This window comes from Sphingomonas telluris, assembly GCF_022568775.1.
In the GTDB taxonomy this organism is placed as follows: domain Bacteria; phylum Pseudomonadota; class Alphaproteobacteria; order Sphingomonadales; family Sphingomonadaceae; genus Sphingomicrobium; species Sphingomicrobium telluris.
Genome location: NZ_JAKZHW010000001.1, coordinates 532083 through 552874 on the forward strand (window position 1 = coordinate 532083; position 20792 = coordinate 552874).

Here is a 20792-nt window from a genome sequence, read left to right on the forward strand (position 1 = left end):
ATGTGGATGCCGCCGTTCGCCGTGTAGGGAGACGAAAGATCGCCGTGCCAGTGCTCACCCCAGAGAACCGTCCCTGAGGCTGTTTCTTGCCAACCGAATTGTACCAAGTGTGCATTCGCTACTGAGGTGACAGATGCCATGGCGAGCGCTGAGGCTGCACACCACGCCAGCGCCCTCGATTTACGTACACGCGACATAGGGCTTCTCCTTCTTTCCCCGAAAGGAGCATGCCTGGGCAGGGACGCGACGAAGGCCGTAGCGACTCGGCCGAGACATTAACGTATTGTTAACTAAAAGCCCGTCGCACTCAATATAATAACAATTGAGATTATATGTCCCATACTGGGACATGGATCAGCGAGCTCGGTTAGACCGGCGTTCGCCAGGAGCGCGCTCACCACCAAGTCGCGTACAGCGCGATCAGGATGAGGATCACCGCCAGCGCGCCAACGTTGAATCCGGCGCGCGTGCTGTACCTCACATCGCTCATGTCGATCGTGTCCGTCCCGGCGCGCTGCTTGGTCACCAGCGAGACGATTACCGCTAGCAGCAGCGAGACGATGAAGACGACGCCCATGCGGTTCATGAACGGCGTCAGATAGTCGTTTGCGGCCTGCGAGAGGGCGGGCGAGGGCAGGGCATATTTCATGACCGTCGACAGCAGGACCGACGTTACTGCCGCGACGATCGCGCCGGCCTCGGTCGCTCGCTTCCAAAACAGGCCCAGCAGGAAGATGACCGTGATGCCCGGCGTGAAGAAGCCGGTGAATTCCTGGATGAACTGGAAGGCCTGCTCTGACGCGCCGACGAGCGGTCGTGCGGCGATGACGGCGATGAGGATGGCGACGACGGCGGTGACGCGTCCGACGAGAACGAGGCGCTCTTCCTCACCGCGGTCGCCCTGGTCGTCTTCCGCCTTCGTCCGGTCGCCGCGGAACTTGGCGTAGAGGTCAAGGGTGAAGATGGTCGCGATCGAATTGATCTTGGAGGCCGTCGACGCGATGATCGCCGCGACCAGCGCCGCGAAGACGAGCCCGAGCAGGCCCGGCGGCAGCAGCCGCATCATCGTCGGATAGGCTTCGTCGGGCTTCGGCAAGCCGGGCGCCAGCATCACTGCGGCGATGCCTGGAAGCACGATGATCAGCGGCATCAGCAGCTTCAGGAAGGCCGCGAACAGGACGCCGCGCTGCGCCTCGTCCAGACTCTTCGCCGCAAGGGCGCGCTGGATGATGTACTGGTTAAAGCCCCAATAGCTCAGGTTCGCGATCCACATGCCGCCGATCAGCACCGAAAGCCCGGGTAGGTCGATGTAATGCGGATCGCCCTTTTCGAGGATCATGTGGAAGTGATCTGGGGCGGCGGCGGTCAGCTTCTGGAACCCGCCGATAAAGCCGGCGTCGCCGCCGATCTGGCTCAAGGTCAGGAAGGCTACGACGAGGCCGCCGAGCACAAGAAGCGTCACCTGAACGATATCAGTTAGCGCCACGGCCTTCAGGCCGCCCTTGAGCTGGTAGAGCAACGCGAAGGCCCCGAGTATCACCAGCGCGACGTCCTGGTTGATGCCGGCAACCTTGGTGACCGCGATCGAGCCGAGCCAAATGATCGAAGTCAGGTTCACGAAGACGTAGAGAGCCAGCCAGAAGATGGCCATGATGATTGGCAGCAGGCGCCCGTACCGCCGCGCCAGGAACTGCGGCATCGTGTAGATGTGGTTCTGGAGGAAGATCGGCAGGAAGAACTTGCCGACGATCAGCAAGGTCAGGGCTGCCATCCACTCGTAGCTCGCGATCGCGAGGCCGATGGCATAGCCGGAGCCCGACATTCCGACGATCTGCTCCGCGGAGATATTGGCGGCGATGAGGGACGCGCCGATCGCCCACCAGGGAAGGTTCTTCGACGCGAGGAAATAGTCGCTCGTGTCCTTGCTGTGTCCGGCCTTCTCGCGGCTAACCCATTGGGCGAGAGTGAAAATACCGATCGCGTAGGCGATCACGACAATGACATCGATCGTTGAAAGGCTCAAAGCCGTCTCTCCCCCCGCGCGACGAAGCGCAGCGGCAGATTAGCCGCTGGCGCGCCGCTGTCCATGACGAGGAATTCGCGCTCTAGCTCGCGAGTTGGCCGCGCAGCGCTCCGTCCGGATATTCGGTCGTCGCGATGCTCACATAATAGTCGTCGGGATGGGCGATCATGTCCTCCAGCTGACGGGTGTTTGCTGGAGCGCAGCCATCGAGTTCGCCGCCCGGACCGGTGAACAGCGAGACGATCGGCGGGCCGTTCTGCAAAGCCTTCGCCTGCCGGATGTGCACCATCATCGGCGTCCCCACGTCAGACAGGCTGAAGTCGTAGCAGACCTTCCGCTGCGCCGGCGCAATGGCGAGCTTCACGAGGCCCGAGCCGTCAAGATCTCCGGTGCTTCCAAAGGGATGTGCGAAGTTCAACTCGGCCTGACCGCTCAGCGGGACGGTCAGCGTCTCTTCATTAGATGTGGAGGCGGCGAGCAGCGTGGCTCCCGCCAATGCAAACGCAACGCGATAGTCTGGACGCACGGCAGTTTCTCCTGCCCCGGGGCTCAGGCAGGCGAACAGACTCTATCGTTGGCAAGTTCCTGTCCTTCGCCTGTGAGCGCGACGGATTGTGGTTCGATCAGGCGGGAACGCCGAAAAGGTCGTGCTCGTCGCTCTCCTCGACGCGGACGCTGACGATGTCGCCTGGCGCGAGATGGCCTGCGTCACGGAGGTGGACTTCGCCGTCGATTTCCGGAGCGTCCGCCTTGGATCGTCCGGTCGCTCCGCCCGTCTCCGCGTCGACATTGTCGATGAGCACGTCGAGCGTGCGGCCGACCTTCGCCGCGAGCTTCTCGGCCGAGATGCGCGCGGACAATTCCATCACGCGCTCGTACCGCTCCTGCTTCACCTCTTCGGGAACAGGGTCGGGGAGAGCGTTCGCAGCCGCGCCTGAAACCGGCTCGAACTTGAACGCACCGACACGGTCGAGCTGCGCTTCTTCCAGCCAGTTGAGCAGGTATTGGAAGTCTTCCTCCGCCTCGCCGGGAAAGCCGACGACGAAGGAGGAGCGCACGGCCATGTCCGGCACGATCGAACGCCAGTTCTTAAGCCGCTCGAGCACCTTGGCCTCGTTGGCCGGCCGCTTCATCGAGCGCAGAACCTTCGGGCTCGCATGCTGGAACGGGATGTCGAGGTAAGGGAGCACAAGGCCCTCTGCCATCAGCGGGATGACATGGTCGACGTGCGGGTAAGGGTAGACGTAATGTAGGCGCACCCAGGCGCCGAGCTTGCCGAGCTCCCGGGACAGGTCCGTCATGTGAGCGCGGACGTCTTCGCCCTTCCACATGCGCGGCTGGTGGCGGATGTCGACGCCGTAGGCCGACGTGTCCTGGCTGATGACTAGGAGCTCGCGCGTTCCGGCCTCGACAAGCTTCTCCGCCTCGCGAAGGATCGCGTCGGGACGGCGGCTGACGAGGTCGCCGCGGATGCTCGGGATGATGCAGAAGCTGCAGCGGTGATTGCAGCCCTCCGAGATCTTCAGATAGCTGTAGTGGCGCGGGGTGAGCTTGAGGCCCGCTTCCGGCACCAGGTCGAGATAGGGCGATGTCGCGGCCGGCGCCGCATCGTGCACCGCCGAGACCACTTCCTCGTACTGCTGCGGGCCCGTGACCGCGAGTACGTCGGGAAAGCGCTGGCGGATGACCTCCGCCTCATTGCCCATGCAGCCGGTGACGACCACGCGCCCGTTCTCCGCGATGGCCTCGCCGATCGCCTCCAGGCTCTCTTCCTTCGCGGAATCGAGGAAGCCGCAGGTGTTCACGAGCACGACGTCCGCACCCGCATAATCGGGGGACATCTGGTATCCGTCGGCGCGCAGCTTGGTGATGATCCGCTCGCTGTCCACCAACGCCTTGGGACAGCCAAGCGACACCAGGCCCACGCGTGGGGGTCGAGGCAGAGTTTTCGTTTCCATCGGGAAGGCGGCGCCCTTAACCGAACTTTCAGGCGAAATCGAGGCTTTCAGATGAACCTAGGCTGCAGCGCGCCAGAAAGATGGAGTGAATAAGACTTAGCCAATCTCGGTCTCACCTGTCATAAAAACCCCGTAAGTCATTATTCGAGTGCAACTTAGGGACAGTCCGCCACCGCCGCTGGCAATGCGTTCGACTGCCGCCTAAGAGGCCCATCCCCTCGCAACAGGAGTAAAGAATGCGCATCGCGATGATCGGCACCGGATATGTGGGCCTCGTTTCGGGAGCCTGCTTTGCCGATTTCGGTCACGAGGTCGTCTGCGTCGACAAGGATGCCGGCAAGATCGATCGCCTGAAGCAGGGGGTCATGCCGATCTGGGAGCCGGGGCTCGAAGCTCTGGTCAAGTCGAACGTCGAGCGCGGGCGCCTGAACTTCACCACCAACCTGGCCGAAGGTGTCGACGGTGCGGAAGCGGTGTTCATCGCGGTAGGAACGCCGGCTCGACGCGGCGACGGCCACGCCGACCTGACATTCGTCTTCGACGCGGTGAAGGAACTGGCGCATGCGCTGAAGGGCCCGGCCGTCGTGGTCACCAAGTCGACCGTTCCCGTGGGCACGGGCGACCGCATCACCGAGCTTTTTAAGAAGGAAGGCGCACCCGCTGGTACCAGCGTGGCATCGAACCCGGAATTCCTGCGCGAAGGCGCGGCCATCGCCGACTTCAAGCATCCCGACCGCATCGTTGTCGGTGCCGAGGATGAAAGCGCCCGCCAGGTGCTCCGCGAGATCTATCGCCCCTTGTTCCTCAACAAGGCGCCGATCCTGTTCACAGGCCGCCGCACGGCCGAGCTGACGAAATATGCGGCGAACGCCTTCCTGGCGGTGAAGATCAGCTTCATCAACGAGATCGCGAACCTGTGCGAGGCGGTGGATGCCGACGTGCAGGAAGTCGCGCGCGGCATCGGTCTCGACAATCGCATCGGGCCCAAGTTTCTTCACCCCGGTCCGGGATATGGCGGAAGCTGCTTTCCGAAGGACACGCTCGCGCTCCTGCAGACCGCGAACGCCGCCGGCGTCGAGCAGCGGATCGTCAAGACGGTCGTGGAGGTCAACGACGAGCGCAAGGCCACCATGCATGAGCGCGTGCTCCACGCGTTGGGCGGGGACCTCAAGGGCAAGCGCGTCGCTGTGCTCGGCGTCGCCTTCAAGCCGAACACCGACGACATGCGCGATGCGCCTTCGATCCCGCTCGTGAAGGGGCTTCAGGATCAGGGTGCGACGGTCGCGGCCTTTGACCCGGCGGCGATGGGCCATGCCAAGGATCTCATGCCGGAAGTCGAGTTCACCAACGACGCGTACGCGGCGGCCAAGGATGCCGATGCGTTGGTCGTCGTCACCGAGTGGGACGAGTTCCGTGCGATCGACCTCGAGCGCATTGCGCGGACGATGAAGGGCAACGTGCTCGTCGACCTTCGCAACGTCTACGACCGGGCCGAGGCCGAAGAGGCTGGCTTCGACTATTCGGGACTTGGCCGCGGACGCATCGGCGGCAACGGCGCACACCTGAAGCTGGTCAAAAACGGATCTGACGACGTCAAGGTGGCTCGCTGACGCGAATCGTCGTCGTCGGGCTCGGCTATGTCGGGCTGCCCCTCGCCGTGGCGCTCGCCCGGAAATTCGAGGTGCTTGGCTTCGACATCGACCCGAACCGCATCGGTGAGTTGCGCGAGGATTATGACCGCACGCGGGAGATCGGTGCGGACGTCCTGGCGGCGTCGCGTCTCAAGCTGACGCATAATCCCGGGGATTGCGCCGGTGCCGACGTTTACATCGTCACGGTGCCCACGCCGGTCGACCAGGAGAACCGGCCCGACCTCACCGCCGTCCTGGCCGCGACGCGCGTCGTCGCGGAGTCCATCGATCCTGCGCTTCGGCCGACAGTGGTCTACGAAAGCACCGTTTATCCCGGCGTGACCGAGGACGTCTGCGGTCCGGAGATCGAGCGACTCTCCGGACTGACCCGCGGACGGGATTTCCGGCTCGGCTACAGTCCTGAACGGATCAATCCCGGCGACCGCGCCCATTCGATCGACAAGATCACCAAGGTCATCGCCGGCGAAGACGAGGAAGTTCTCGACCAGCTCGCGACGATCTACGGCTCCGTGACCAGCGGCGGCGTCTTCCGCGCAGCGTCCATCAAGGCGGCCGAGGCGGCGAAGGCGATTGAGAACGCCCAGCGCGATATCAACATCGCCTTCATGAACGAAGTCACGCAGATCTTTTCGAAGATTGGCGTGTCCATCTGGGATGTGCTCGCGGCGTCCAGGACGAAGTGGAACTTCCTGCCGTTCGAGCCCGGACTCGTCGGTGGACACTGCATCGGCGTTGACCCCTATTACCTCAGCCATCTCGCTCAGCAGCTGGGCCATGATCCGCAGGTGATCCTGGCCGGACGCGGCACCAACGACGGCATGGGCGCCTGGATCGCGGACAGGCTGCACGAGCGGCGCGGGGGTCAGGCCGGGAGCGCTCTCGTCCTCGGCGTCACCTTCAAGGAGAATGTGCCTGACCTGCGCAACAGCCGCAGCTTCGACGTCGTTGAACGCTTGGTCGAGCTTGGTTATTCTGTGGACGTGTCGGACCCGCTTGCCGACCCGGACGAACTCCGGCGCGAACACGATCTGGAGCTGAAGGTCCTCGACGGCGGCCCCTACGATCTGGTCGTCGGTGCCGTACCGCACGAAGCCTTCTGCGAGCTGACTGCCGATCAGGTCGAGAGGCTGCTGAAACCCTGCGGCCTACTTGCCGATATCAAGGGGATGTGGCGCGATCGCGAATTCAGTTCGTCGTTGACCCGCTGGTCGCTCTGAGCCCGGAAAGGGTCATTTACCCCCTTTCTCGAAGTTTGTCCCATTTCGGGATAACAAACTTATTAACACGTGTTTCATTTTTGCGAAATTTACCCTATATTAACCAGATCGCGACTCGGAACAATCAACCTTGTTCCGCGACCCCGACTGCTCGTTGACGGCGGGCAGTTACGTTCGGTGGGGTCGGGCGATTAACGGGGCTAGGGCGTTGGAGGGCGTCGTTCCGTAGATCGCGTGTCGCTTTCCGTTGCCGGCTTCGGCCGGGTGACTTGGTTGGGAGAAGCGACATGAAGAAACTGCTGACCGCATTGGCTGGCATCTCAGCGCTAGCGATGGCGACGCCCTCGTACGCGGATGTTACGATCACCTTTAATTCGACGAACCCCGTTCCGGGTAACAACGACTTCGCGGGCAATCTGGCCGGCCTCGGGCTGACCCAGTTTACGACCACGGGGGCGACGATCACGCTCAATGAAGACGCCCAGATTCTGTTCGAATTCCTGGGCTCCGAGAGCGGCTTCGACGACACGTTCTATACGACGGGAGCGATGCCGAACCTGTCCTACACGGAAACGTCGGCTCCGCCGGGTGAGAACCACTTTGCTGCTCCGATCACGATTGGTGCGGATCAACTGTTCGCCGGCAATCTCTGGAGCTTCCTGAACTTCTCGAGCTCCGGTCCGGGTGCGGATGCGACCATCGGCGACGATGGCTTCGGCATCTTCCTGGGTCCGAATGCCGCGAGCGGTTTCAATACCAACGTCTTCTATCTGGGCTATGACGACCAGATCAATCAGCAGGACGACAACCACGACGACTTCATCGTTCGTGCAACGGTTCTTCCGGAACCGGGCACCTGGGCGATGATGCTCTTCGGCTTTGGCGCGGCTGGCGTCGCGCTGCGTCGTTCGCGCAAGCCGGCTCTGGCGCAGCTCGCCTAAGCCAGCCTGAGTTTCGGGAAGCAGTCCCTCGGGCTGCCGGCCGATTGAGGAGGCCGCATCCAGCGATGGATGCGGCCTCTTTCGTTAGAATTCAGTCTCGAGTTCGAGGGGCGATTTCGTCGAGGTGCCCCAGCATGTCCCCCGGATCGTCGTAGACCCTGAGAGCGCCCGCGCGCTCAAGCTCCTCGCGACCATAGCCGCCCGAAAGCAGTCCGATTCCGAGCGCTCCGCAGCGAGCGGCCGCCAGCATGTCCCAGATGCTGTCCCCGATTACGTAGGAGCCGACGGTCGTGGCATCGACGCGACGAGCGGCCTCCACAAAAAGGTCGGGATCCGGCTTCGCGTACTGCACCTGGTCGCGGGTCACAAGGGCAATGGCGTCCGGCTCGAGACCCAGGCTCCGCACATTTGGCTCCGCCGTCACAAGCCGGCCGCTTGTGCCGATCGCCCATGGCAAGTCGAGCGCGGAGAGAGTCTGCAGCAGTTCGACCGAGCCCGGCAGCGGTCGCACTTCGTGAGACAGCGACAGATAATGTTCGGCGTGACGTAGGCGGAGGCGGTCGATGGTCTCCAGATCGACCTCGCGGCCCAGCTCCCGCAGCAGCTGGTTGGTGAACAGGCCCCCGCTCATCCCGATCTTGCGGTGGATGCGCCAGACGGACAGGTCGATACCTTCGTCCCGGAGCGCGAGGTGCCACGCCCGGACGTGCTGATAGACACTGTCGACAAGCGTGCCGTCGAGGTCGAACAGAAAGGCCGTGGTCATGCGCTGGTCTTTCGCGGGGCAGTTTCCTTCATGAGAAGGAAGATGGGCAAAACACACAGACTCACGAGCGCGATCATTGCTCCGGGCGCCATCGTCCATCCGGTCCGCTGAACGAGGAGTTGGGCGACATAGGGCGTGAGCCCACCGAAAATCGCCGTCGCCATGGTCGCCCCGAGAGCCAAGCCGGTGACCCGTCCCTCCCCCGGGAATTGCTCCGCCGTGGCCACTGCACCAACCGCACTGACGCCACCCGCCAGCGCGGCGAGGACGAGCGCGCCGGCCGCCGCCTGCGCATGTGATCCGCTGGCCATCAAGGCGAACATCGTCGCCGGGAGGAGGGCACTCCCTACTGCCAGCACGACGAGGATTCGCTTCCGTCCTATTCGGTCCGACAGGATACCCGTGAGCGGCGTCACCAGGATGACGACCACCGCCGCGGCGGTCGAAAGCCACAGCGAGGCGGTCTCGGTCCGCGAGCCTGCGGACGTCAGGAAGGCGGGCACGTAGGTTATTCCGACGTAATAGGTGATCGACCCGAGCGAGGAGATCGCGAAGGCGCGGGCGATGCCGCCTCGATGGTTGGCGATGCTGTGGCGGAGCGGGCTGTCGGGGACCGTCCGCTCGGCCAACTGCCGCTGGAACTCAGGCGATTCCTCCATCGCCGAGCGAGCGATCCAGACGCTGCCCGCCAGTGCGGCACCGACGAGGAACGGTATGCGCCATCCCCAGTTCGCTAGGTCCGCCTCGCTCATCGACGCCACCGTGATCGCGGATATGCCGACCGCCAGAAGAGCGCCGATCTCGCTCGCGGCTGACGCCGACGAAGCGATCAGTCCCCGCCGTCCTTCGGGAGCGCCTTCAAGCAAATAGGCGACAACACCGGTATATTCGCCACCGACCGAGAAACCCATTACGCACCGCAACAGGATCAACAGGACGCCGGCCGCGGAGCCGACCTGCGCGTAGGTTGGCAGCAATGCCGTTGCGAACATTGCGGCGGTCATAAGGGCGACCGAGACCAGCAGCATGTGCCGCCGGCCGCTGCGATCACCTATATGCCCGAAGAAAACCGCGCCCAGCGGTCGCATCAGATAGGCAACGGCGAACCCGCCGAGCGTTACCAGCAGCGATGCTTCCCCCGGCCCGAAAAAAACACGTGCGAGCACCGTCGCGAAGTAGAGGTAGAGCGTGAAATCGTACCATTCGACGATGGTCGAAAAGGCCGCGATCGCCAGTGAAGCCCGAGAGACCTGTGCATCGCCGGCAAGCCCTTCGTTTTTTACTGCTTCTAGCGTCACTGTTTACCTCCGCGGCCTAACGGAATTTAAACCATATTGTTCTAGGTCTGCCTCCTCGACTGGGAGGCTGAGTGGGAAGCATCAGAAGCTTGTTGAGGGCGGGAGGCAACTCTTCGCAGGAAGAGGCGCGTCCGCAATCCTCGCGAGCAGAGGGATTGATCCGGGAATTCGAGAACAGCGAGAAGGGCTGGTTCTGGGAGACCGGCCGTGACGGAACGCTCGCCTATATCAGCGACAGCGTTGCTCGTGCCGTCGGCCGAGACGCAGCCGACCTGATCGATCGACCGTTCACCGACCTGATTTCGACGGAGACCGCCGACGGCAGCGCGACTTCGGAAAGGACTTTGGGCTTCTATTTGTCGTCCCACGTCGCGTTTCAGGACCTCATCGTCCGGGCCAAGACCAAGAACGAAATCTGGTGGTCCATCTCCGGCCGCCCGGTTCACGACGAGGTTGGCCGTTTTTTCGGCTATCGCGGCTTTGCGTCGGACCTGACGAAAGTCCGCCAGTCCGAGGTCGAACTCGACCGTCTCGCTCGGCAGGACTCCCTGACGGGTCTGGCCAACCGCGAGGCGCTTCGGCGCGCGCTCGACGATGCGCTGTTGGGGGCCGCGCGGCGAAAGCATCTGTGCTCAGTCTTCCTGCTCGATCTCGACCGCTTCAAGGCGGTGAACGATACGCTCGGCCATCCAGCGGGAGATACATTGCTGCGCCTGGTGTCGCTGCGCCTGCGCGACGAGGTCGGCAAGATGGGGCGGGTGGGACGTCTCGGCGGCGACGAATTCCAAGTCGTCCTTCCGTCGACTTCGTCGAAGGAGGATCTCGCGAAGCTCGCGCAGGGGATCATCGACAATCTTTCGCGGCCCTACACGATCAACGGTACGGCGGTCTCGATCGGCGCTTCGGTCGGTATCGTCACGTCCGACTATGACGACCGCACCTCTGACGACCTGATGCGCGACGCCGACCTTGCGCTCTACGCCGCCAAGGCCGCGGGCAAGGGCTGCTTCCGCTTCTTCGCGCCCGAGATGCACGAGGCGGCACGCGAACGGCAGCGGATGGAATCCGACCTTCGCGTAGCGCTCGAGAAGGGGCAGCTGCGTGTGGTCTTCCAGCCGTGCGTCGACGCTTCGACCGAGGCGGTCACGGGGTTCGAAGCTCTTATCCGCTGGGACCATCCGGAACACGGCCCGGTTAGCCCCGCACAATTCATTCCGCTGGCCGAGGAAATCGGCCTGATCAACGAGATCGGCGAGTGGGTGCTGCGAACTGCCTGCGTCGAGGCAGCGAAATGGCCGCACAACATTTCGGTCGCGGTCAATTTGTCGCCGGTGCAATTCAAATCGCACGCCTTGCCATCGACCGTCCGCGCCATACTGGCCGAGGCCGACCTGGACGCGACGCGGCTGGAGCTGGAGATTACTGAGGGCGTGCTGCTCAACAACGACCAGCACGTCCACGACATGATCCACGCTCTCAAGGCGATCGGCGTCAAGCTGGCGCTGGACGACTTCGGTACGGGCTATTCGAGCCTTAGCTATCTGCTCCGCGTTCCGTTCGACAAGATCAAGATCGACCAGAGCTTCGTCCGCGGCGCGTCCGATCCGGCGAGCCGGAACGCGGTGCTAATCCGCGCCATGGTCGGCCTGGCCTCGGACCTGAAGATGCAGACGACCGCCGAAGGCGTCGAAACGCAGGAAGAACTTATGCTCGTCCGCAGCCTCGGCTGCTCACTCGTCCAAGGATATTTCTTCGGCAAACCAATGCCTGTCGAAGAAGCGCGCGAGCTTGCGGCGAAGGGCGCCGTCGAGCGCCCCGAGGCCCAGTATGCCGCGCGGGAGCCGCGGATCCGCATCATCCGCGCGGCGCTCCTTCACCACAAGGGTCAGGTCAAAGGCGCGCGTCTCCGCAACATTTCCAGCGGCGGCGCCCTGGTCGAGTGCCGCGAGGAGGTGGAGGTCGGCGCCGATATCCAACTCGACTTCGCGGCCGGCGGCCTGATCCCCGCCATCGTTCGCTGGGCCAAGGGCACTCAGTTCGGGGTGCAGTTCAAGGACAAGTTCGACCTGAAGCTGCTTCAGCCCGCAAACCCCGCGCCGAAGCAGTCCAAGGTCGTCACGCCCAACTACCTCATGAGCGGGGAAGCCGGCGGGAAGTAGCGTCCGCTAGGGCGCCGCCCTGCGATCGAGCTGTCGCCTATAGTCACGCCGTCCGCTTCGAAGAGCGCTCAGAACTCCAAATTGATGGCATAGGCGAACACGAACACGGCGATGATTGCGGCCGAAACCCACATGGCCGTCATCCTGGATTGCCGGAACATTCATCGATCACCCTTGTCGCCTTCGCCGCGTTTCGGCTTGGTCTTTGAATCGCGCTTCTGATCCTGGGCAAGGCTGCGCCCGACATCGTCCGATTCCTTGAAACGGCCCTCGCTGTCACGGCGTACGTAGCGCTTGTCTGTTCCCGTATCGATCAGCTCTCTCGGCAAAACTTCCTCCTGCAACTGACCCATTTGCTTTCAATACGATGAACGTTCGCAGACCCACGCGGTTCACGCGCCTTCCCGCTAAATTTCAGTGATTTACGTTAAAGGTGGCGTGTGCCAGTGCACCAGAATTTGTAACTTCAAGCGGGAACGCGCTCTCGCTACGGCCAGGCGGTGAAGCGGTTAAAGACCCTGGTCCTGCTTCTTCTTGCTGCCGTGATCGCAGCCGCTGCGGCATGGCAGATTTGGCCCGTGCAGATCATGGTCCTGGCCTATCGCTTCATGCATCCGGTGGCCGCGAACCGCGCGGTGCAGTGGCAAGAGGGGCCGGCGAAGCCTCCCGCTGGGGAACGCCCACCGAATATCGTCCTGATTGTTGCCGACGATCTCGGCATCAACGACCTCACCGCGGAAGGCCATGGCACCGGCGTGGCAGGCGGCGTGGTTCCGACGCCCAACATCGACGCCATTGCCCGCGAGGGTGCGGATTTCACGACGGCTTATTCGGCCAATGCGACCTGCTCGCCGTCGCGCGCCGCGCTGCTCACGGGCCGCTATCCGCAGCGGTTCGGATTCGAGTTCACGGCCGTTCCTGACCAACTCGCGAAATATGTGCCGCGCTATTCCCCGCAGAACCGGCCGCATCCGACGATCTATCATGCGGACCTGGAGGCGCTGACGCCACCGATGGAACGAATGGGCATGCCGGCAAGCGAGGTGACGATTGCCGAGCTACTGAAATCGCGCGGCTATCACACTCTCCACATCGGCAAATGGCATTTGGGCGAGGCATCCGGGATGCGACCCGAAGACCAAGGCTTCGACGAGAGTCTGGGCTTCATGGCGGCCGCTTCCAAATATGCGCCCGATGAGACGACCATCAACGCCAAGCTGCCCGGTGACCCGCTGGACCGCTTCCTGTGGCTGGCTCTCAGCGATGGCGTTCAGTTCAACGGCAGTCTGCCATTCCACGCCGGAAAATATATGACGGACTATCTTAGCGATCAGGCGGTCGCCGCGATCAAGGCCAATCGCAATCGTCCCTTCTTCCTCTATCTCGCCTACAACGCGCCGCACACGCCGCTCCAGGCCGCCAAGGCCGACTACGATGCGCTCGACGCGATCGGGGACGAACGCACGCGGGTCTACGCTACGATGATCCGGGCGCTCGATCGCGGAGTGCGGAGGGTGACCGCTGAGCTGAAGGCCCAAGGCCTCGAGCGCGATACGATCGTCATCTTCACGAACGACAATGGCGGCGCCTGGTACGCGGGCCTTCCAGACATCAACAGACCCTATCGGGGCTGGAAACAGACGTTCTTCGAAGGGGGAATCCGTGTTCCGTTCTTCATGCGGTGGACGGGCAGGATCGCGCCGGGACAGCGAGTGAACATACCGATCGAGCACATTGACGTGCTGCCCACGCTCGCAGCAGCGGCCGGAGCGACGCTGCCCCGCGGACGGCGGATCGACGGCGTCGACCTTCTCCCGTTCATCGCCGCGCGTCAGGCGGGGACGCCCGTGAGCCGTCCACTGTTCTGGCGTTCCGGCACGTACGAAGCGGTGCGCGATGGCGACTGGAAGCTGCAAGTCTCCCGCAATCCGTCGCGCATCTGGCTGTTCGACCTCCGCGCGGACCCGACCGAGCGAACCGATTTGTCATTACGACGCCCCGACATGGTTGCCCGGTTGCGCTCCGAGCTCGCAGCTCACGACCGCGAGCTGGCGAAGCCGCTGTGGCCCGCGCTGCTGGAGGAGCCCATCCGGATCGATGTCCCCGCCAACGCACCGTGGAAGCCGGGCCAGGAGTATGTCTACTGGCCCAACTGAGCGCGCGACTAACGCGCATCAGGTTCCAGGCCCGCCTCGAACAGGTATCTCACCAGTTCGGCGTGGCGCTCGCCGCGTTCAAGCGCACCAGCGACAGCGCGTCCTCGCGCACAGCCAGTTCCTCGTACCGGATGGCCAGGTCGACATGCCTCGATTGGGCGATGGGGTTGATGGCCAATCGAGCAGCGATCCACTCTTCGCGAGAACGTCGGGCAAAATAGTTCTGATCGGGTTCCATTTCAGAGCGCACAATCGTGCAACAAAGCCGGAGTTCCGATTACTGATTGAGGTGAGTGAGCCAGTCGTTGCGGCAGCGACTATTCCATCTGAATCGGTGCGAACTCCTGCGCGACGCGAGCCAGCATTAGCGTGACCCTGGGCCGCTTTTCAGGGTGGTCCCGGGATCTCGGCAACCAGCCGATCTTCGAACCAAATCTCGCACTTGTGTGGCTTACGAAGCCGTCGCACCTCGTGGACAGCAACTTCATCGTTCTCCGCGACGATCCAGTCCGCGGAGGCTATGTGCCCTTCGTCGGTTAGGCAGTAGAGCCGATAGGCTACCATGCGGGCTTCAGACCAACGTGAACTAGCGGTTGAGTAACTTGGTGAGGTCAGCGCGGATCATTCGGCCGGCGAGATGTGCGTCGACATTCGAGTAGCCCTCGTGCCGCAGGGCCGTACGGATCGCCTCGATGTTCAGACATTCTGGGGCGAGCTCGTACGCTCGTTCGATGATGTGCTTTTCCATGAACGCTCCTTCGCGCGGAAATGTGGCCCCTCCGGTCAGAGAGGCCATGGGACTTAGGCGGATTGAAGATTGACGGCGCTGGCCTTGCCGCGGCGATCCTGCTCCAACTCAAAGCTTACGCGCTGGTCCTTCTGGAGCGTCTGCATGCCTGCACGCTCAACCGCGGAAATGTGCACGAAAGCATCGTTGCCGCCGTCCTCCGGCGCGATGAAGCCGTAACCCTTTTGCTCGTTGAAAAACTTTACTGTGCCGATCGGCATATGATCATTCCTTTTCATTGAGGACCGAAAGCCAGTCCTCTCGCGCTAGGAGAGGCGAAGAGAAGGAATGGAGGAGCCGCAAAGCGCCTTGAGACCAACCGATTGCGACTAGTAGCGTCAATGACTTAGCACAAAGAGCGCAAACTAGCGAATACGGGCGTATGCGACGTTACAGTTTCACTTTGCGTTCCTGCGGAGCCCGTGATCCCATGCTCCTGGACGCGGGTCGTGGAGCTTCTCAGCCCCTAACGCCGTTGTGAGGATATCTAAAAGCCATCTGCCTCTTGAGGGCGAGGCGAACCCGAACCAGCGCGTCCCAGTCGCTAGACGACCCGGCGCCTACGGAGACCGGGAACGATGGGTCAATTCGCTCGGCGTCAGCTTCGTATTGATGGGCCACCGTCCTCAGCGCAACCGATCCACCGACAGTTGAGGAGCTGCGAGCGAGCCTGCGGCAAGATGCGGCGTGTTCACGCAGATCATCAGCGGCCTCGACTCTGGATGGCATCTGAGTCACGACCGCACCTCGAGCATCGGTCGCCGCTCAGTCGCGATCCGTGCGCTGTACGCATCTGCCATTTGCTGGTGAGCGCTGCGCGAATACTCGCACGCCGCGTTGTCCGCATTGAATTGCGAAACCTGCTGACGAAAATAAAGGTAATTGAGATCCACGATTGCGCTCCTCGTTGTAAGCGGGAGCACTGGTCTCTCAGCCGCGCGAGCCTACGAATAATTCTCCGCGCGATGAATAGCTTATAACACGGAAGTGGCGACGCACCTAACGCCGACTAAGCAACGCATTGTAGCGATGGGCGCAGACCCTAGACGGGCGGTAGCCAGCCTGGACGCGCCCGAATATCCAATTCTTCAGCTTGACCATCCAGCTCGTCTGCCATCGTCAGAAGGATCGTTCTTGTTCGACCCTCAGCAAAATGGTGAGCCATTTTACGACAATGTTCCGCGTGCCGCCGCAAATCGCCCACGCTTTCGTCGGACATCCCACACTCCAAGCTTAGCAAGCGGGAGCACACGGAATGTCTCTCAGCCGGGTGAAGGCTCGCGAAAGTAGCTCACTCGGTCGGCTTTATTAGCATGCTGGCGCAAGGCGTAAAAGCGGCGCGCAGAACGTCAGGCCTGAGACTCTCGTTCAGTACGGGTAGAGCTTCAGACCAAGCGTCTCTCTTGAGCGCGTCACGATTTCTCTGGTTTCACGCTTCGCCAATTTCACCGATTGGCGAGCCTCTGCGCTGCACGCTTTTGCTCGGTACGATTGATCGCGAGCGAGGCGGGTAACGTCTGTGAGAGTTTCTATGATAGGCATTTCGCCTGACCCATAGCGCGGCGGGCCGTATAGAAAATTGCCCCACATTAGGATGTCTGAATAATCTTTCGGTCCCCGTCGTGATTGCCCCGCACCAGCTCGTCGGTGTTCCTGAGCAAGTCCATGGAGCGTGCGACCGCCAACAGAGACGAGCGCATCTCGCCAGCGGTATTCAGCTCACCGGCGAATTTCTCGTACCTATTGGCGAACTCCAGGTGGGCCGCCCGGACGACAGGGCTCGCCGCATTGACTGCTCGCTGACGTTCCTCAAGGGCGCGCATGCGAAAGTATTCGTTTCTTCAGAGGACATGATGGTGCTCCAAGCGCAGCTAGCGGGAGCACGACGAGTTGTCTCTCAGGCAGGCGCAGGCTCACGAATGGAAGGCGCCCGATGCGGTGCTTGTACCACATCAGCAGGTGCATACCTAATCGTGACCTCGAGGTCAGGACGCATCTCGCAGCGCCGCTTAGGCGCTCAAGCTAAGCGTCGATTTCCTCTTCATCCACCGCGCTTGCTCGCGACTGGATGAACTTGAAGCGCTCCGCCGGGTCCTTGCCCATCAGGCGCTCGACCAGATCCTTGACGGGCTGCCGGTCCTCGTAGGCCGCCGGTAGCGTCACCTTCAGCATGGACCGCGTCTTCGGGTCCATGGTGGTTTCCTTGAGCTGGTTCGGGTTCATCTCACCGAGGCCCTTGAAGCGGCTGACTTCGGCCTTCTTGCCCTTGAACTCGGTCGCTTCGAGCTCGGCGCGGTGGGCGTCGTCGCGGGCGTAGAGGGTCTTGGCTCCGGCGGTGAGGCGGTAGAGCGGCGGCTGGGCGAGGAAGAGGTGGCCGCGGCGGACCAGCTCCGGCATCTCCTGGAAGAAAAAGGTCATGAGGAGCGTCGCTATGTGGGCGCCGTCCACGTCCGCGTCCGTCATGATGACGATCCGCTCGTAGCGGAGGCTCGCCTCGTCGAACTTGTCTTTGGTGCCGCAGCCCAACGCGAGGTTGAGGTCGGCGATTTCCTGGTTGGCGCGGATCTTGTCGGCGGTGGCGCTGGCGACGTTGAGGATCTTGCCGCGGATGGGGAGGATCGCCTGCGTCTTGCGGTCGCGGGCCTGCTTGGCGGAGCCGCCGGCGCTGTCGCCTTCGACGATGAACAGCTCGGTGCCTTCGGGGTCGTCGCTGGCGCAGTCGGTGAGCTTGCCGGGGAGGCGGAGCTTGCGCGCGGAGGTGGGGGTCTTGCGCTTGACCTCGCGCTCCGCGCGGCGGCGGAGGCGCTCCTCCATCCGCTCGACGATCGAGCCCAGGAGCGCGCGGCCGCGGTCCATATTGTCGGCGAGGTAATGATCGAAATGGTCGCGGACCGCATTCTCGACGAAGCGCGCGGCCTCGAGGCTGGTGAGGCGGTCCTTGGTCTGACTCTGGAAGTGCGGGTTGCGGATGAACACGCTGAGCATCAGCTCGACGCCGTTGAAGACGTCGTCGGCGGTGATCTCCTTCGCCTTCTTGTTGCCGACCAGCTCTCCGAAGGCGCGGAGGCCCTTGGTAAGAGCGGCGCGGAGGCCCGCCTCGTGCGTACCGCCGTCGGGGGTTGGGATGGTGTTGCAGTAATAGCTTTCGGAGCCGTCCGAATAGAGCGGCCAGGCGACGGCCCATTCGGCGCTGCCCTGCGAGGCGCCGTCGGCGGCGGGGAAGTCCTGCTTGCCGGCGAAGGGCTGGTTGGTGACGGTAGGACGGTCGCCAAGCTGCTCGGCGAGGCTGTCGGCGAGGCCGCCGGGGAATTGGAAGACGGCCTGTTCGGGAACGTCCGCTGAGCTGAGCGACGGGTCGCACCGCCAGCGGATCTCGACGCCCGCGAAGAGGTAGGCCTTGGAACGGACGAGCCTGAGCAGGCGGAGCGGATCGAAGATGCTCTCCGCGCCGAAAATCTCCGGATCGGGCGTGAAGGTGACGGTGGTGCCGCGCTTGTTCGGAGCAGCGCCGACCTCTTCCAGTGGCGAGATGGCGACACCTTTGGAGAAGGCCTGGCGGTAGAGCTTCTTGTCGCGGGCGACCTCGATGATCGTCTCGGTCGAGAGGGCGTTGACGACGCTGACGCCGACGCCGTGCAGGCCGCCGGAGGTGCTGTAGGCCTTGCCCTCGAACTTACCGCCCGAGTGAAGGGTGGTCATGATCACCTCGAGCGCCGACTTGCCCGGATATTTCGGGTGCGGGTCGACGGGGATGCCGCGGCCGTTATCGAACACGGTCAGGCGGTTGCCCTTGTCGAGCGTGACCTCGATCCGGCTCGCGTGGCCGGCGACCGCCTCGTCCATCGCATTGTCGATGACCTCGGCAGCGAGGTGGTGGAGCGCGCGGGCGTCGGTGCCGCCGATGTACATGCCCGGACGACGGCGGACGGGCTCCAGACCTTCGAGAACCTCGATCGAGGAAGCGTCGTAGCTTTCGGGTGAAGGCGTGGCGGAAGAGGAAGCGAAGAGGTCGGCCATGTGAGCGACAGCTATAAGGCCCTGATTCCAGCCGTGCCAAGCTTGCGGCGACCTGTTTTCCACAGGCTTGAAATCCCAAACGGCAATTCCAAATCATTGTTGCCGGGCGCCAATCGGGTCCGGTGACGGGGGCTGCGGCCTCGGCCGCTTCCTCCGCCCTTGCTCATCAAGAGGAGGATAAAACATGCGCAGTGCATTCGATTTCGCGCCGTTCCGGCGCTCCACCGTCGGCTTCGACCGGCTCTTCGACATGCTCGAGAACAGCGGAACCGGCCAGGCCCAGGAGAACTATCCGCCGTTCGACCTCATCCGGCTCGGCGAGAACGACTATCGGATCGAACTCGCGGTTGCCGGCTTCCAGCCGAACGAGATCGACATCACGGCCCAGCAGAACGTGCTGATCGTCAGCGGCAAGAAGAAGGAAGAGTCCGACAACAAGGGCTCCGACTACATCTACCGCGGCATCGCGACCCGCTCGTTCGAGCGCCGCTTCGCGCTTGCCGATCACATCCAGGTGCGCGGCGCAGACCTGAAGGACGGCCTGCTGGCGATCGAACTGGTGCGTGAGATCCCCGAGGCGATGAAGCCCCGGAAGATCAGCATCGGCGGCGAGCAGCCTGCTTCGCAGCAGACGCTCGAGGCGCAGCGGGAGGCTGAGAACGCCTAACCGGCGCGCTTGAGCGCCAAAGGGAAGGCCCCGGGGCTCGCTTGAGCTCCGGGGCCTTTGTTTTGCGCCAGCCGTTGGGGAGTGAGGGGAGAGCCGGCCGGCGCGGGGGGTCACCAGACGCGGGTTTCCGCGATTTCCATTTCGCCCATGATCTGGACCAGGGCGTCGACAAGCTCGTCGGCCTTGTGGCTCGCCTGACGGTCGCTGCCGAAGGTCACGCCCAGCACAAGCTCGCCGCCCCAGTCGCCCTTGCCGACGGCCTTCCAGCCGCGAGCGCGGAGGCGCGCGTAGATATCCGAAGTCCTCGGACCGAAGCTGACCGTCACGATGTCGGGCATCAGGTCACGGAGCATGGTCGTTCCGCCAAGGGCTGCGCAGGTGCTTGCGAAGTGCGTGGCAGCCGCGGAATGGGCCGGCTTCGGCTGTTCGCGGCGCTGCCACTTCGGGCGGAGCAGGATGCGCTCCAGGGCAGAGGTCTCTTTGCGTTCGATCAGTCCGAGGTAAGTCACTGGTCTTGTCTCCTCTGGGGTCGGCGTCACGGCGAAGGATCTTCGACCGTGACGCCGTCCGCGATGGCCGTGGGGGCTAGCCGACGCGGAGTGAGCCGTTCATTTTGATGGGGCGGCTCATGTTGAAGTAGTTGGGCGAGGTCTTCATCACGGTCTCGTGGATCTCGGCGAAGTCTTCCGCCGATCCGTCACCCTTGATGCGAACTTCGTAGTCGACGTTCTGGTAGCCCGGCGGCACGGAGTCGCTGAGGCCCAGGAAGCCGCGAAGGTCGAGCTCGCCGCGGGTCTTGATCTCCAGCGAGTCCAAAGTGATGCCCTTGAGCGCCGCGCCGGCCACGTAGCCGACGGTGATGCAGGCGTTGAACGCCGCCATCAGCAGCTCCTGCGGGTTCGGCGCGCTATCGGACCCGAGCAGCTCGTGCGGCTCGTCGGCGACAATCTTGTGGCTCCGCGGTATGCGCTCGCCGGCCAGGGTGAAGCCCTCGACAATGGTCTCGCTGCGGGTCTGGCCAAGCCATCGGGTGGTCACGTCGAAGCCGACGATGGCCTTCGACTTATCCGCTTCGATCGCTTCGACGACTTCGCCGAGCGCCTGCAGGTCCAGGCCGTTCACGGGCGCATTCTTGACGGTATCCAACATCA

At 63.1% G+C, this 20792-nt stretch carries 20 protein-coding genes; 6 read left to right on the forward strand and 14 right to left on the reverse strand.

Annotated features, from left to right (window positions below):
- Window positions 1-394: 394 nt before the first annotated feature.
- From LZ016_RS02755 to rimO, 3 genes are all read right to left on the reverse strand, one after another.
- Entirely contained in the window at window positions 395-2023 is a 1629-nt protein-coding gene (locus tag LZ016_RS02755) for a sodium/sugar symporter (RefSeq protein ID WP_241445701.1), read from the reverse strand.
- Window positions 2024-2105: 82 nt separating this feature from the next.
- Window positions 2106-2549, reverse strand: coding sequence for a CHRD domain-containing protein (locus tag LZ016_RS02760; protein WP_241445703.1), 444 nt, complete (start codon window positions 2547-2549; stop codon window positions 2106-2108).
- Between the two features lie 97 nt (window positions 2550-2646).
- Window positions 2647-3981, reverse strand: a complete 1335-nt coding sequence (gene rimO / locus LZ016_RS02765; protein WP_241445705.1) for a 30S ribosomal protein S12 methylthiotransferase RimO — start codon at window positions 3979-3981, stop codon at window positions 2647-2649.
- Between the two features lie 236 nt (window positions 3982-4217).
- On the opposite strand from rimO, the gene LZ016_RS02770 reads away from it, so the two are divergent.
- From LZ016_RS02770 to LZ016_RS02780, 3 genes are all read left to right on the forward strand, one after another.
- Window positions 4218-5591 carry a UDP-glucose dehydrogenase family protein gene (locus tag LZ016_RS02770; RefSeq protein WP_241445706.1) on the forward strand — a complete coding sequence of 458 codons (1374 nt, stop codon included), beginning with the start codon at window positions 4218-4220 and terminating at the stop codon, window positions 5589-5591.
- Between the two features lie 5 nt (window positions 5592-5596).
- Window positions 5597-6850 carry a nucleotide sugar dehydrogenase gene (locus LZ016_RS02775; RefSeq protein WP_366512907.1) on the forward strand — a complete coding sequence of 418 codons (1254 nt, stop codon included), beginning with the start codon at window positions 5597-5599 and terminating at the stop codon, window positions 6848-6850.
- Between the two features lie 287 nt (window positions 6851-7137).
- The gene (locus tag LZ016_RS02780; RefSeq protein ID WP_241445708.1) at window positions 7138-7791 is read left to right on the forward strand and encodes a PEPxxWA-CTERM sorting domain-containing protein; all 654 of its coding nucleotides are present in this window, start codon (window positions 7138-7140) and stop codon (window positions 7789-7791) included.
- Between the two features lie 91 nt (window positions 7792-7882).
- Here LZ016_RS02780 and LZ016_RS02785 read toward each other — a convergent pair whose 3' ends face one another.
- Together LZ016_RS02785 and LZ016_RS02790 are read right to left on the reverse strand one after the other, a co-directional pair.
- The gene (locus LZ016_RS02785; protein WP_241445709.1) at window positions 7883-8557 is read right to left on the reverse strand and encodes an HAD family hydrolase; all 675 of its coding nucleotides are present in this window, start codon (window positions 8555-8557) and stop codon (window positions 7883-7885) included.
- The gene (locus tag LZ016_RS02790; protein ID WP_241445710.1) at window positions 8554-9855 is read right to left on the reverse strand and encodes an MFS transporter; all 1302 of its coding nucleotides are present in this window, start codon (window positions 9853-9855) and stop codon (window positions 8554-8556) included. The genes LZ016_RS02785 and LZ016_RS02790 overlap by 4 nt, the downstream gene beginning before the upstream one ends.
- Before the next feature lie 155 nt (window positions 9856-10010).
- On the opposite strand from LZ016_RS02790, the gene LZ016_RS02795 reads away from it, so the two are divergent.
- On the forward strand, window positions 10011-12014 hold the full coding sequence (locus LZ016_RS02795) for an EAL domain-containing protein (protein ID WP_241445711.1): 2004 nt from the start codon (window positions 10011-10013) through the stop codon (window positions 12012-12014).
- Between the two features lie 161 nt (window positions 12015-12175).
- Here the strand turns inward: LZ016_RS02795 and LZ016_RS02800 are convergent, their stop codons facing one another.
- Complete coding sequence (locus LZ016_RS02800; RefSeq protein ID WP_241445712.1) at window positions 12176-12367, reverse strand: hypothetical protein; 192 nt, start codon at window positions 12365-12367, stop codon at window positions 12176-12178.
- A 147-nt stretch (window positions 12368-12514) separates the two neighbouring features.
- On the opposite strand from LZ016_RS02800, the gene LZ016_RS02805 reads away from it, so the two are divergent.
- Window positions 12515-14170, forward strand: a complete 1656-nt coding sequence (locus LZ016_RS02805) for a sulfatase-like hydrolase/transferase (RefSeq protein ID WP_241445714.1) — start codon at window positions 12515-12517, stop codon at window positions 14168-14170.
- Window positions 14171-14219: 49 nt separating this feature from the next.
- On the opposite strand, the gene LZ016_RS02810 is transcribed toward LZ016_RS02805, so the two are convergent.
- The 6 genes from LZ016_RS02810 to parE all read right to left on the reverse strand — a co-directional run bounded on the left by LZ016_RS02810 (window position 14220) and on the right by parE (window position 18974).
- Window positions 14220-14408 carry a hypothetical protein gene (locus tag LZ016_RS02810; RefSeq protein WP_241445716.1) on the reverse strand — a complete coding sequence of 63 codons (189 nt, stop codon included), beginning with the start codon at window positions 14406-14408 and terminating at the stop codon, window positions 14220-14222.
- 348 nt (window positions 14409-14756) lie between these two features.
- Window positions 14757-14918, reverse strand: coding sequence for a hypothetical protein (locus tag LZ016_RS02815; protein WP_241445717.1), 162 nt, complete (start codon window positions 14916-14918; stop codon window positions 14757-14759).
- A gap of 53 nt (window positions 14919-14971) precedes the next feature.
- Window positions 14972-15178 (reverse strand): cold-shock protein, encoded by a 207-nt coding sequence (locus tag LZ016_RS02820; protein WP_241445718.1) that lies wholly within the window; start codon window positions 15176-15178, stop codon window positions 14972-14974.
- Between the two features lie 513 nt (window positions 15179-15691).
- Window positions 15692-15850, reverse strand: coding sequence for a hypothetical protein (locus tag LZ016_RS02825; protein ID WP_241445719.1), 159 nt, complete (start codon window positions 15848-15850; stop codon window positions 15692-15694).
- A 149-nt stretch (window positions 15851-15999) separates the two neighbouring features.
- Window positions 16000-16176: a hypothetical protein gene (locus LZ016_RS02830; RefSeq protein ID WP_241445720.1), complete on the reverse strand. Its 177-nt coding sequence runs from the start codon at window positions 16174-16176 to the stop codon at window positions 16000-16002.
- An 803-nt stretch (window positions 16177-16979) separates the two neighbouring features.
- Window positions 16980-18974 carry a DNA topoisomerase IV subunit B gene (gene parE / locus LZ016_RS02835; protein WP_241445721.1) on the reverse strand — a complete coding sequence of 665 codons (1995 nt, stop codon included), beginning with the start codon at window positions 18972-18974 and terminating at the stop codon, window positions 16980-16982.
- A 184-nt stretch (window positions 18975-19158) separates the two neighbouring features.
- Here parE and LZ016_RS02840 point away from each other — a divergent pair, with 184 nt between their 5' ends.
- On the forward strand, window positions 19159-19641 hold the full coding sequence (locus LZ016_RS02840; RefSeq protein WP_241445722.1) for an Hsp20 family protein: 483 nt from the start codon (window positions 19159-19161) through the stop codon (window positions 19639-19641).
- 110 nt (window positions 19642-19751) lie between these two features.
- Here the strand turns inward: LZ016_RS02840 and LZ016_RS02845 are convergent, their stop codons facing one another.
- Both LZ016_RS02845 and LZ016_RS02850 read right to left on the reverse strand, forming a co-directional pair.
- Window positions 19752-20150, reverse strand: coding sequence for a hypothetical protein (locus LZ016_RS02845; RefSeq protein ID WP_241445723.1), 399 nt, complete (start codon window positions 20148-20150; stop codon window positions 19752-19754).
- A 76-nt stretch (window positions 20151-20226) separates the two neighbouring features.
- Window positions 20227-20790: an OsmC family protein gene (locus tag LZ016_RS02850; protein ID WP_241445724.1), complete on the reverse strand. Its 564-nt coding sequence runs from the start codon at window positions 20788-20790 to the stop codon at window positions 20227-20229.
- Window positions 20791-20792 lie beyond the last annotated feature (2 nt).

Coding starts and splice junctions, on each gene's coding strand:
- rimO (WP_241445705.1), bottom strand. CDS start 3,981: ATGGAAACGAAAACTCTGCCTCGACCCCCACGCGTGGGCCTGGTGTCG.
- LZ016_RS02770 (WP_241445706.1), top strand. CDS start 4,218: ATGCGCATCGCGATGATCGGCACCGGATATGTGGGCCTCGTTTCGGGA.
- LZ016_RS02780 (WP_241445708.1), top strand. CDS start 7,138: ATGAAGAAACTGCTGACCGCATTGGCTGGCATCTCAGCGCTAGCGATG.
- LZ016_RS02785 (WP_241445709.1), bottom strand. CDS start 8,557: ATGACCACGGCCTTTCTGTTCGACCTCGACGGCACGCTTGTCGACAGT.
- LZ016_RS02800 (WP_241445712.1), bottom strand. CDS start 12,367: ATGGGTCAGTTGCAGGAGGAAGTTTTGCCGAGAGAGCTGATCGATACG.
- LZ016_RS02810 (WP_241445716.1), bottom strand. CDS start 14,408: ATGGAACCCGATCAGAACTATTTTGCCCGACGTTCTCGCGAAGAGTGG.
- LZ016_RS02815 (WP_241445717.1), bottom strand. CDS start 14,918: ATGGAAAAGCACATCATCGAACGAGCGTACGAGCTCGCCCCAGAATGT.
- LZ016_RS02820 (WP_241445718.1), bottom strand. CDS start 15,178: ATGCCGATCGGCACAGTAAAGTTTTTCAACGAGCAAAAGGGTTACGGC.
- LZ016_RS02830 (WP_241445720.1), bottom strand. CDS start 16,176: ATGTCCGACGAAAGCGTGGGCGATTTGCGGCGGCACGCGGAACATTGT.
- parE (WP_241445721.1), bottom strand. CDS start 18,974: ATGGCCGACCTCTTCGCTTCCTCTTCCGCCACGCCTTCACCCGAAAGC.
- LZ016_RS02840 (WP_241445722.1), top strand. CDS start 19,159: ATGCGCAGTGCATTCGATTTCGCGCCGTTCCGGCGCTCCACCGTCGGC.
- LZ016_RS02850 (WP_241445724.1), bottom strand. CDS start 20,790: ATGTTGGATACCGTCAAGAATGCGCCCGTGAACGGCCTGGACCTGCAG.